The sequence below is a fragment of the Kordiimonas sp. SCSIO 12610 genome, assembly GCF_024398015.1.
Classification (GTDB): Bacteria; Pseudomonadota; Alphaproteobacteria; order Sphingomonadales; family Kordiimonadaceae; genus CANLMI01.
In genome coordinates this window covers 407934-419703 of record NZ_CP073747.1, presented here as the reverse complement: position 1 = coordinate 419703, position 11770 = coordinate 407934, and the positions used below count along the sequence as shown (strand labels likewise).

At 45.6% G+C, this 11770-nt stretch carries 11 protein-coding genes and 1 tRNA gene; 4 read left to right on the top strand and 8 right to left on the bottom strand.

Annotated elements, in window-relative coordinates:
- Window positions 1–144: 144 nt before the first annotated feature.
- Together KFF44_RS01990 and murA are read right to left on the bottom strand one after the other, a co-directional pair.
- Complete coding sequence (locus KFF44_RS01990; RefSeq protein WP_255936644.1) at window positions 145–573, bottom strand: DUF2948 family protein; 429 nt, start codon at window positions 571–573, stop codon at window positions 145–147.
- 63 nt (window positions 574–636) lie between these two features.
- On the bottom strand, window positions 637–1917 hold the full coding sequence (gene murA / locus KFF44_RS01985) for a UDP-N-acetylglucosamine 1-carboxyvinyltransferase (RefSeq protein ID WP_255936641.1): 1281 nt from the start codon (window positions 1915–1917) through the stop codon (window positions 637–639).
- A gap of 201 nt (window positions 1918–2118) precedes the next feature.
- On the opposite strand from murA, the gene KFF44_RS01980 reads away from it, so the two are divergent.
- The gene (locus tag KFF44_RS01980; protein ID WP_255936638.1) at window positions 2119–3138 is read left to right on the top strand and encodes a TraB/GumN family protein; all 1020 of its coding nucleotides are present in this window, start codon (window positions 2119–2121) and stop codon (window positions 3136–3138) included.
- A 24-nt stretch (window positions 3139–3162) separates the two neighbouring features.
- Here KFF44_RS01980 and dcd read toward each other — a convergent pair whose 3' ends face one another.
- On the bottom strand, window positions 3163–3717 hold the full coding sequence (dcd, locus tag KFF44_RS01975) for a dCTP deaminase (RefSeq protein WP_255936635.1): 555 nt from the start codon (window positions 3715–3717) through the stop codon (window positions 3163–3165).
- Between the two features lie 121 nt (window positions 3718–3838).
- On the bottom strand, window positions 3839–3991 hold the full coding sequence (locus KFF44_RS01970; RefSeq protein ID WP_255936633.1) for a hypothetical protein: 153 nt from the start codon (window positions 3989–3991) through the stop codon (window positions 3839–3841).
- A 214-nt stretch (window positions 3992–4205) separates the two neighbouring features.
- Between KFF44_RS01970 and KFF44_RS01965 the strand changes: the two genes are divergently transcribed.
- The 3 genes from KFF44_RS01965 (at window position 4206) to KFF44_RS01955 (ending at window position 6584) form a co-directional block, all read left to right on the top strand.
- Window positions 4206–4280, top strand: a tRNA-Thr gene (locus KFF44_RS01965).
- A 449-nt stretch (window positions 4281–4729) separates the two neighbouring features.
- Window positions 4730–5278, top strand: coding sequence for a hypothetical protein (locus KFF44_RS01960; protein ID WP_255936631.1), 549 nt, complete (start codon window positions 4730–4732; stop codon window positions 5276–5278).
- A gap of 169 nt (window positions 5279–5447) precedes the next feature.
- The gene (locus tag KFF44_RS01955; protein ID WP_255936629.1) at window positions 5448–6584 is read left to right on the top strand and encodes a zinc-binding dehydrogenase; all 1137 of its coding nucleotides are present in this window, start codon (window positions 5448–5450) and stop codon (window positions 6582–6584) included.
- 203 nt (window positions 6585–6787) lie between these two features.
- Here KFF44_RS01955 and KFF44_RS01950 read toward each other — a convergent pair whose 3' ends face one another.
- From KFF44_RS01950 to KFF44_RS01935, 4 genes are read right to left on the bottom strand one after another with little or no spacing between them, the layout of a single operon-like run.
- Window positions 6788–7936 carry an ABC transporter permease gene (locus tag KFF44_RS01950; RefSeq protein WP_255936628.1) on the bottom strand — a complete coding sequence of 383 codons (1149 nt, stop codon included), beginning with the start codon at window positions 7934–7936 and terminating at the stop codon, window positions 6788–6790.
- On the bottom strand, window positions 7933–9090 hold the full coding sequence (locus tag KFF44_RS01945) for an ABC transporter permease (RefSeq protein ID WP_255936626.1): 1158 nt from the start codon (window positions 9088–9090) through the stop codon (window positions 7933–7935). The genes KFF44_RS01950 and KFF44_RS01945 overlap by 4 nt, the downstream gene beginning before the upstream one ends.
- Before the next feature lie 7 nt (window positions 9091–9097).
- Window positions 9098–10162: an HlyD family secretion protein gene (locus tag KFF44_RS01940; protein ID WP_255936624.1), complete on the bottom strand. Its 1065-nt coding sequence runs from the start codon at window positions 10160–10162 to the stop codon at window positions 9098–9100.
- Window positions 10159–11616, bottom strand: a complete 1458-nt coding sequence (locus tag KFF44_RS01935) for a TolC family protein (protein ID WP_255936622.1) — start codon at window positions 11614–11616, stop codon at window positions 10159–10161. Before KFF44_RS01935 ends, KFF44_RS01940 begins: the two co-directional genes overlap by 4 nt.
- Window positions 11617–11770: the final 154 nt, after the last annotated feature.

Here is an 11770-nt window from a genome sequence, read left to right as displayed (position 1 = left end):
ATATGCATTTCCCAGGCTATTAAAATAGTTGCCTGCTTTTATGCCGCTTGTACGCTAATATGCCTTGGTACGAAACGGCTTTTTTAAAGATGAAACTGTTTGTGATATTTAACGGGATTTATAAGGCCAGAAACTTATAAATCCCTAGATATGATCATGATCAGGGCGCGCAAGTGCGTCCCATGCCTCGCTAAGGTCGCTAGCAGCTGCGTCAATACATTCAACAGTCAGGCGAATCGCTGCACCGCCAGAGAAGGTCAACTGAATGCATTCATCGCTTTTGGCTTCGATCGCCAATAAGCTAAGAACAGCATTTTTATCTGCCAGGTCTATTCCCTGAAACTGCGCTTTCAAAACTGTATTGAAATGCACAGCTGCGCGAATACGTTCGCCCTTTGGCTTTTTAAACCAACGTTTCTTTTCCCAGACAAAACGGTTTGCCAGCAGTACAAAGCGCTTTTCTTCAGAAAGCCAGGCGATATCGGAAACTTTTAAGGCCGCATCCTGAAAAAGCGCCGAAATAACGGCGATATCTTCTTCTGCGGTTGCATATAGTTTCAGTGCGCTGGTCATGGCAATAGCCCGGTAATCTATTAAATCGTCATTCACTCATATTCGGAGCTATACCATATAGGGCTAAGCGGACACACGATCAACCTTTGCACCAACAAATCTTAGTTTTTCTTCAAGTCGCTCATACCCGCGGTCCAGATGATAAAGGCGGTTGATATGGGTCTCCCCCTCAGCAACCAGCCCTGCCAGAACCAGACACATACTCGCCCGTAGGTCCGTTGCCATAACTTGCGCAGCCTTAAGCGTATCCACGCCTTCAATAACAGCCTGTGAACCATTTACCGAGATATCAGCGCCCAATCTGCAAAGTTCAGGAACATGCATGAAACGGTTTTCAAAAATTGCTTCGGTAATGGAACTGGTTCCTTCTGCGATTGCAGCGAGGGCCATGAACTGGGCCTGCATATCGGTTGGAAACCCGGGAAAAGGTTCGGTTGTTAGATGAAAACCATGTAGGTGACCGTTCGATTTAACACGGATCCCATTCGGTTCCTCGCTAACGACAGCCCCAATTTCTGTCAGAACATCGAGAGCAGCCTGCATATCGCTTGCCCGCGCGCCTTCCAGCAAAATATTCCCTTTGGTCATAAGGGCTGCCACAGCATATGAGCCCGCCTCAACACGGTCAGGCATGACAGCGTGTGTAGCACCGTGCAATCGGTCTACCCCTTCAATAATAATTTTTTCAGTGCCATCGCCAGAAATATTAGCCCCCATCGCACGCAAACAATTGGCCAGATCAACAATCTCTGGCTCTTGTGCCGGGTTGTTAATGGTCGTAGTTCCCTTCGCGAGGGTGGCTGCCATCAAAGCGTTTTCTGTCGCACCGACCGATGGAAATGGAAAATCGATGACACCACCCCTAAGGCCCTTTGGGGCGCTTGCTCTTACATATCCCTGTTCCAGGTCGATAATAGCGCCCAAAGCCTCGAGCGACTTCAAGTGAAGGTCTATCGGTCTGTTACCGATTGCACAGCCACCAGGAAGGGACACAATAGCCTCGCCTGCCCGTGCAACGAGCGGCCCCAATACCAAAATAGACGCCCGCATTTTTCTAACGATATCGTATGGTGCGACCGTATCCGTGATATTTGAGGCGTCAAAAGTAAGCGAGCGCCCTTTGGCTCTTCCACCACTGCCACCCGCAATCATGATGCTAACACCCATATGGTTCAGAAGGTCAGATAAGGTCGATATATCTGCGAGGCGCGGAAGGTTGGTTAAAGTAACCGCCTCATCCGTTAAAAGTGGTGTGCACATTAATGGAAGGGCTGCATTTTTGGCGCCGCTGATAGGAATAACCCCTTCCAGTTTTTGACCACCCGATATAATTAGTTTTTCCATTAAACTGCTTTCTGAATTCTGAATATCTGATTGCTATTGCATGAATGAAACTGTTTGCCAATAGCGGCATTTATTGGGCATGGATTTGTTCAAAATATTTTTCACCCCTGCATAATTCCTATGAGCAGGTGTTTTAACAATTTATCATTGGATACTGGTGCTGTAAGTGAGTAAATTAACACAATGAATGACAGTGCAAATATGTTCAAATTTTTCGCTATCAGACTATTGCTGCTTACGATGGTATTTGGATGCGCATCCACCAATCAGCCAATTGGATATCACGACCTGTTTCCCGGTACTGAGCAAGTCATTCGCTCGCCTTCTCCAAGCCTTTGGAAAGTTACCGGAAGAAATGGTAATATTTTACACATTTTGGGCAGCATTCATGCTCTCCCCCCAGGTAGTAAGTGGCAAACTCCGCTTTTAAACGAAGTGATCGAAAACACAGACCAGCTTGTTCTCGAACGAGTGCCGATTACATCACCAGATCAAGCATTGCGTGTCCTGAAATATATAAAGAAAAACGGATATACTGAGGATACTGGAAACAGCCTGCTGGCTCAGTTACCCAAAGAACTGCATTCTCAGGCTCGGCAATTATGGTTTTCCGTTATGCCAGACATGGATGGGAATAGCCAGATTGATGCCATCAAAAACGTGCGGCCATGGTACTATTTCCTTATTTCCTCTTCCAGTCCTGATATTCCGATCAAAAACCTTCAAGTTTCTAAAAGGCTGGTGGTTGATACAGACTATGGTGTTGAGGCGTATCTGAAGCAAAAATTCAATCCCACCAATACCAAAGCTATTACTGATGACGTAGCTGCATTACGGACCTTGTTTGAAATTGGTGACGAAGTCGCATTGCAATTGATCATACACCGGCTAAGCACTATCGCTGAAACACGCTCAGAATTAATACAAACCCTGCACCCAGAAGTAAAAATCAGGGAAGCCTGGATCAAGGGAGATGATGATCAGTTTTGGACCACATATCAACAACGGGAAGCAAATACCCCCAAGGCACAACATGAATTTTTGATCAATCGACGCAACACTCTATGGCTTGCTCAGATTATTCAGCATATTGAAAGTGATCAAAAAACACTGGTGGTTGTTGGCTCAGCCCATTTGTTTGGGGAAATGGGCCTTCTTAACCAACTCAAATTACGGGGCTATCACCCCGTAAAAATACAAGGTCGCACAAATGAGGACTAGATAGCCTGTACTCAAAGCAGAGCTTTACATACGCGGCAAGGTTACGCCTTTTTGGCCCTGATATTTTCCTGCTTTGTCCTTATAGGACGTCTCACAAGGCTCATTTCCTTGAAGGAAAAGGAATTGGCATGCCCCTTCATTGGCATAAATTTTAGCAGGCAGCGGCGTTGTGTTTGAGAACTCAAGGGTAACATGCCCTTCCCAGCCCGGCTCGAGCGGCGTAACATTGACGATAATACCACATCGCGCGTAGGTCGATTTGCCGAGACAAATTACCAAAACATCCTCTGGTATGCGGAAATACTCAACTGTCCGGGCGAGGGCAAAGCTGTTGGGTGGAATAATACAAACATCCGTATCGCGGTCCACGAAGCTTTTAGGCGAAAAATCCTTGGGGTCGACAACTGCAGAATCAACATTCGTGAAAATTTTAAACTCCGGCGAAACCCGCGCATCATATCCATAGGATGACAATCCATAGGAGACACAATCATCACGAACCTGTCCATCAACAAATGGCTCAATCATGCCGTGTTCTTTAGACATTTTTCTGATCCATTTATCTGACATTATCGACATAAAAAACTCCCTGAATGTAATGGTCACAAAGACATATGGACTATGGGATAAAATTTGTAAAATAAGTAAGAGAGTGTGGCAAGCGTATTAACCTTTGCGATTGGGCAATCAGCATTCTCTTCTAGCTACGTTCGCGGTTTTGAACTTTGCGCCTGCGAAGGTTCGCGCGAAGCGCTTCTGCCAACCGCTCCTGCTTGGCATCCGACTTTAACTTATTGTCGTCATTACTTCTGGACGGATTATCAGTGTTATTTTCTTGATCAGAATCAGACATAGGTCACATACTCATATTTGGATAATAGCTTGTTTAGCCGCTGCATACGAATATTGGCAAGGGGTATTATTAAGACAACTCCTGCCATCACTGTATGTAATCTTATCCACAGCACGAACCAGTTGATCTTTTACCTTGCATGTTATGTCATGCTATGGCAATAGGCGCATACCTTGAAGTGATAGATACGTTTTTCGCTTTAACTGGCCTATTGGCCGCTGTAGCTCAGTGGTAGAGCGCACCCTTGGTAAGGGTGAGGCCGGGAGTTCAATTCTCCCCAGCGGCACCATTCATTCACTATCATACTGACATACAGGCTTGTATGTTAAGCAAAGTATGACCATGCCCTAAGGCTTTGAGTAGCAAGCTGAAGTTCGATCAACTGGTGAGACAAAAAGAAAGATTTCCATCCTTTCGACACACACCAAAGAGAGGGACAAGGCCCTCCAAGGCAGCAAAGTCATGACTGAAAGTGATAACATGCCTATCAATGCTGTCTCTTCATCATATAGCAACAGATTTACTGACAAATAATCGAAAAATGGTGATATTGAAATGGCTTATAGCCCGTTAATAGCAGAGAGAGAGGACTTGAAAGCCAAGACCTTTCTGATATACCTCCCGTAATGAAAAAATTGACCTCATATATTTCTGAGCCCCTAAGCGTAGCGGAATATTCCAATCTATATTATCGGTTCTTTTACTTCCCAATATAAAAATTCTACTAAGGATAAAAATATGAAGATGAAAAAGCGTGTATATGCTGTTTTCATTATCCTGGCTCTCGTAATAAGCTTTGGTGTTTACCGGCTTTCCGCAGAGAATGAAGACACCTTTGAAACTTTGCTCGAATATGAAGTTAACAATCGTGCCTTCGCGAGAATGGCTATGGCTGAACTATCGAAAGAAACATCGGATACGCAAAAGACGCCATTCTGGAAGGCGTATCTAGCACTTGAAAACTTTAGTTTCCAAAAATATGAACCTGTGGTTGCGGCGTATAATATTCGGCCCAATATGACCATCGCATCTATTAAAAATCAAAGCAGCAAAATTGCCCTTAGTGTTGCACCCCAATCCTTTTATAAGCTTATGTATCAATCAACAGCTGACTATGTCGAACGGCTTCAGTCACTTCCTGTTCTCTGCGAACCAAAACTCATAAATTTCTGTAACTATGTCGTCGCACAAGAGACAGCACAGCTTCGGGCTATGGAATATATTCTTACTGATGATTGGACCTCTGCAACAATTGTTATCGATGAATTTGTTGCTAGTCAGCGTTAATGGAAACATGCTTCCCACAGGCACAAATATTGAGCCTTTTAAACGGTGTATTCCTGGAGCCGACCATTAATTATGGAACAGGCGTAAAGATCATAGACAAAAAACTTGCCTATGTAGCAGATTCCCAGCCATAGTATTTGTGATCATAAAAATGACGATGAGGTTTCCAATGTCTACGCCCAGCAATTATCTCCAAATGGTTTCAACGGTCTCTTCGGATGGCGAGTTAAAGATGGAACTCGTCGAAAAACCCATGCCAGAACCCAAAGCAGGACAGATAATTGTTCGGGTTGAAGCAGCGCCTATCAATCCATCAGATCATGGGGTTATGTTTGGCTGGTCAAATATGGCTGAAGCCAAATCAACAGGAAGTGGCCAAAATACGATATTAACGGCTCCGGTACCAGAACAGGGCATGCGAGCCATGAAGGCAAGGGTCGGTCAGGCGCTCCCAGTTGGAAATGAGGGCGCTGGCACTGTTGTAGCGGCAGGGTCTGATGAATATGCACAAAGTTTAATAGGTAAAACAGTCGCCGTCATGGGTGGTGGTATGTATAGTCAATACCGCGCTATTGATGCTGTCATGGCGCTTCCACTCCTCGAAGGACATAGCGCGAAGGAGGGAGCATCTTGCTTTGTTAACCCATTGACAGCATTGAGCTTCCTTGAAACCATGCGTATGGAAGGCCATACAGCTATTGTGCACACCGCAGCCGCATCCAACCTTGGCCAAATGCTCGTGCGGATATGTCAGGCTGATGGGGTGAACCTCGTGAACATTGTTCGCAAGAAAGAACAAGTCGATTTACTAAGAGATATGGGCGCGCAGTATGTTGTCAATAGTAGCTCCGATAGTTTTATGGCTGACTTAACAGACGCTGTTCATGAAACCGGTGCGACACTCGGCTTTGACGCGACAGGCGGTGGACAACTTGCCTCAAACATTCTTACTGCTATGGAAGGCGCGGCTGCTCGAACACCAGGTGCTTATAGTGTCTATGGATCTATCAAACATAAGCAGGTCTATTTGTATGGCGGTTTGGATGTTTCCCCAACAGTATTATCTCGCGGATATGGCATGGCGTGGGGCATTGGCGGATGGCTATTGCCAAACTTTCTCGCGAAGGCTGGTAACGAGGTCGCAATGCGAATGAGAACACGAGTAGCTAACGAACTGACAACAACTTTCGCAAGTCATTATACTGATGAGATTTCGCTTAGCCAAGCACTAGAGGCTGAGGTAGTCCAGCAATATAACGCAAAGACAACAGGTCAGAAATTTCTTATATGCCCGCAGAAGCCGTGAATAAACTCCGATAAGCTATTTACGCTGTGGCAAAAGCTGTCGCTAATAATATGGAAAACCAGTGACTTGTCATTATATCGTTTAGAATAACGGGATCATTTTTTAGTATTTGGCCAGCTGGTGTCTTTACTGCTTACACAGCTAATGTGATGTGACATGCTCTGTTTATTTATCACTTTTCTGATGTGGCCATGACATATGGCCTATCGTTTGTTCCGGTTTATTGACGCTCTTGGTAATGCAAGAGAAAACTGGGTGCGACTGTAGCGGTAGAAAGCAATGGCTCCAAAAAACAGAATCAGTGCCATAAGATTCATAATCTCGGAAGTAATGTCGCTCAGACCCGCGCCCAATTGATTCAGGCTTATCATAGCTTGAATTCCAGGTGTTGTTGGAAATAGTTTTCCCAACCAAATGATCCAATCGGGCGTTACTTCCTTAGGCCACGTGAGGCCCGAAAGGAAAAATATCGGGACAGACGTCGTCACCCATATTTGCATCGGTCGTTCGCGGGTTTTAAAGAAACTACCTAAGGTCAAAGCAAGTGCGACAGTTGCTCCCGCAAATAACATAGCCACAAATATGAGGGCTACAGGTTCTGCCGAAGCGCGAGGATAATCCTGAAGCCAGAAAACAAATCCAATGAAATATGCAAGTTCAAGGCAAGCTATCAGGAAAAATCCGAGTGCAATTCCTGCGAGCCTTGAAGGTTTAGGGGTAAGCGCCCCGCCGCGCTCACGACGTAAGGTTGCAGCCATTAAAGCAAGGCCCATCACGAAAGTCTGATGCATAATCATGAACACAACTCCCGGCACGATGAAACTGCCATATCCTTCGGTAGTGTTGAAGAGTGGTCGTTTGTCTGTTTCAATCGGTCGCTCAGACGGTGCACCCAACACAGCGGATTGTTTAAGAACTGTATCTCTTGCCGATGATGTTAATGCTTCACTGATCGCAGTTAGTGCAGTGCTTACTCTCAGTAAATAGGCTCCATTTCCATAGAGGGTTATTTCACCTTGTTCACCTCGTTGCAGTTTTTCTGAGTAATCATTTGGGATCAGAACAAATGCATAAATTTCTCGTTTATATATTAGTGCCAGAGCTTCTTCCGAAGATTGCAGAATAGCAACAGTTCTAGCCTGCTGTGTGGCTCCGACTTTACTAATAATTGAGCGACTGACAGCTGAATTGTCCTGATCAACGATCGCCACTGGAATACTGCTTACCAATTCGCCTGCATAACCGCTTGGATACAGAAAAGAATAGAGAATGGGGGCAACAAGGATCAGCATAAAAGCTGTCTGATCTGATAATAGGCGCTTGAAGACACTATTAAAGCCGTCCCGCATCATTCTTTCCCCCAAGTTTCTGGTTGAGCGGCCGATTTGATGTAAGGCTTTATCCCAAACAAAAGACCCGGCGTCAAAAACAGAATCAAGATAGCAAGAAGGGGTAGACTTACCAGAAGCGAGCTGCCCATGACCCACTGCTCGAAGAAAGCACGCAAAAACCAGGTAAAAGGAAGAATTGTCGCCCAAACTTGGCCAAAGGTTGACGCAGATTCAATAGGAAATACAGTGTCCGCAAAGGCAATCGACATGCCTGCATAGATTGCTGTGAAGGAAAGAGCTCGTCCCATTGATTTGCTGATGCCGACGAAAAAAAGCGCCATGCCAGCATAGGCCATAAACATAAGCGCATAAGCGCTCAAGATATAGATATAGCTCCCTTGAATTGGAAAACCCCGAACGTGAGATAAATAGTAAGTTGCCACACTCGCCCAAAGCATAAAAATCACTAAATACGGCGCTATTTTACCAACAATGGCCCAAAATGGGGCAGAACTGCTTCCAAGCCATTCCTTGATTGTTCCATCCCGTAATTCTCGCCCAAGCGCACTGGTGACCGAAACCATAAAAATAAAATGTAGAAGGCCTGGCAACGCGAAGGAAAGGATGTAAAGCTCATAACTCGTATAAGGGTTAAAAAGTGTGCGAACAGTCACACGAAGTGGCACTGGGCGAACACCGGCAGTTTCTCCCGGCAGAGCTGCCTGACGGGATGCCAATTCTGCATTAAAGTTGCGGATTACCCGGTCAAATTCACGAGAAATCGTATTGCCGATCGAAAAAAAACTGGAGTTATAATAAAGTATAATATTTGCGCTTTCACCTCTTGTCATTCTCTCAGAAGCCTCTTCAGGGATCAGGACCATTGCATAAGCGCGCTTAGAAAGCACTTCCCTCTTGGCGAATTCAAAATCAGCTTGAATGCTAGTGACCGTAATCGCAGGCGCCGCATCTAATGCTGCACTAAGCTGTCTCGAAACTGTACTCATGTCCTGGTCAATGACAGTGACCGGAAGATGTCTAAGAGCGCCGGCCCCAAATTGAGCACACACAACGATCATCATACCTAATGGCAACCACAAAACACCAACTCGGTCCCAGCGACTATGCTTCAGAAAAGACACTTCACGAAGGAATGATTTTACAAATACTGACATAAGACCATCACTGCTGAGGCCAATCGAATAGAACAGACATACCAGGCCTAAGACCTTTGATTGGCCGGACTGGCTTCATTCTCACCTCGAAGCTTCGTATGTCAAAACCACTCGATTGGCGGGTCGCGCGCCACGTAGCAAAGTCGCCTGCAGGTGCAATATATGTAACCTCAAATACCTGGGTCTCATAATTGAGTGCTGGAATTTGACCAGTGTAGCGCTTCTCTATCGCTAAGTCGTTATATTGATCTTCACGTAGATAGAGGGTAACCCAGGGGTCTTCAGTCTCTGTTATTACCAGAACAGGGTATCCTTGCCCTGCGATCTCTCCGAGTTGAATGTTACGCTTTCCGGCTTCACCGCTTATAGGAGCATACACCCGAGTTTCGTTTTCCGCCGCTTCAATTTCTTGGATGGCACCTTTTGCTCGTTCTACCTGACCACTTGCTGCATCAATATCTTCACGCCGAGCCCCTGCTAATGCTTGATCATAAATGGCTTTGGCTGCGCGCTCTTGCTCTCGAGATGCTAGAGCATTTGCTTCCGCCTCATCGCGTGACTGGCCAGCGACCACACCCTCATCAAAAAGGCGGGATATTCGCTTGAAGGTTATATCTGCCAGGTCTGCGGCAGCCTTTGCTCGAAGCCACTGTGCTTCTGCAGCTCGTATATCCTCAGACCGTGCACCAGTGATAGCTTTGGCCTCGGTGGCCTTTGCACTTGCCAGAACCCCTTCAGCTTGCCTGCGTCGAGCCTCGACTTCAGGACTGTCCATCGCGAAAAGCAGTTGTCCTTTCTGAACAAATTCGCCTTCTTCAATGAAAAATTCCTGAATACGACCAGTAACTTTACTCGCTGCCCTAACCTCTCGGGCGTCGACAGTTCCCTGTAATTGATCAGGAATTGGTTGATAGCTTTGAACGACTCCGTAAACAAGAAACGCTATTACCGCAATAAACGAGCCTACTTTTAAGAAACCAGGGGTTTTCTTCTTTTCAGGCACATTTGTATCCACAGTTGTTGTTTCAGTGGAAGCCTTGCTATCATCGATAGCTACATTTTCAGTATTCATTGGATGATCCTGTCAGCTTTAGCGGGCAACAATTCGAAATTCTTTAAATCACCCGATAATCTTGCCAATTCTGCGATTGCAACGATAAATTCATAAGCTGCCTGTGCCTGTTCAATTTGTGCACGTTCCAATCCAAGTTGCGCATCGATAACATCAAGCGATGTTGCTTGTTGTTCCCGGTGTGCTAGCGTTTGGAGGCGCAGGCTCTCTTTGGCAGATATGATCGCATTGTCTTGTAAAAGAAAACGTTCACGCGCCGCATTCGCTTGGTACCACGCCCGCGTAACGCCAATATCGACTTGGACTTCGGTTTCGCGGCGAGTTGCAGCTGCCCGATTTCGTGTTTCTTTGGCCGATCGCAAACTTTCGTTTCGATTTTGCCCAGATAAAAATTTATACCGAAAGCCCACACCTATTGTCCAATCAGGGTCTGATATAAGAGCGTTTTGTGCATTCAGGTTATATTGACCAAAGCCAAATACTTCGGGTTTTCTGCGTGAATTTTCGATCTTTACGGCGGCGTCTGCCTGGTTCCGCAGGGCATCGATACGCTTCAGGCTAGGATGATTATACTGAGCAGCTGATTTATAGTGCTCAAGAGGGAGAAGTGGAGTCGATATCACAAACAATGGGGAAGATGGTTTAACCCCCTCCGGTAAGCGAAGAATACCACCAAGCGCCGCTCTCGCACTCGCTAAATTCGCAACCGAGGTTTGATAACGACGCGCAGCATCATCGCGCGCTACATATGCCTGAAGTTTTTGAGCTTTACTTGCAATGCCTTCAACCTCAAGCTTTTCTACATCAGATTTGTGCCGCTCCAAGCCATCTAACACATCTTTTCTAACGGTCATGGCTTTGGCAGCAAATTGTTGCCCGTAGTAATTTCTGATCAAGTTTAATAGAAGCTGATCAAGAATCTCTTCTCGTTCTGCTTCCGCACCAGCAACTTGCGCAATTGCGCCTGACTGTGTAGCTCTAATCTTTCCACCTGCATAAATGGGTAAGGTTGCAGATATGATGGGGCGAAATACAGTATCACGCTGTTCAAATTCAATTGGATTTGGAAACCCAAATTGCTCAGCTATCGGACCTAGAGTGGTAAGCGTCAGATCGAGCGTTTTCTCATATTCAATAACTTGAATATCTGCGCTAATATCAGGCCTACGCAATGTTCGCGTTGAACGTTCTTGCGCCTCCTTAGATCGAACTTCAGCATTTGCAGCTTCCAATGCATCTGAACGATCTAACAGCCGATTCTTAGCCGCTGCAAAATCCAGAGCTTTTGGCGATACCTCTTGTGCATTCACATTAAATGTAGCGACCGCAAGTAAAGCTACCAATATCAGGCAGTGAATAAAGGCCGTGGTCGCTGGAGTAATCCGCCTCACGGCAGGATTTACAAGATAGGCGCCATTCATAATTGTTGTCGGTGTCAATTGTAATGCAGACATAATCAGATCTCGAAATATAACCAAACAAAATAGTGAATTATTCAATTTCTATACATGCAAAAGAACATAGATAAAAAATATAGAGACAGCTATGACTGAAGCGGACAATATTTTGATACTTTCGGCCAGCTTAGATGAAAGAACCGAATATCTT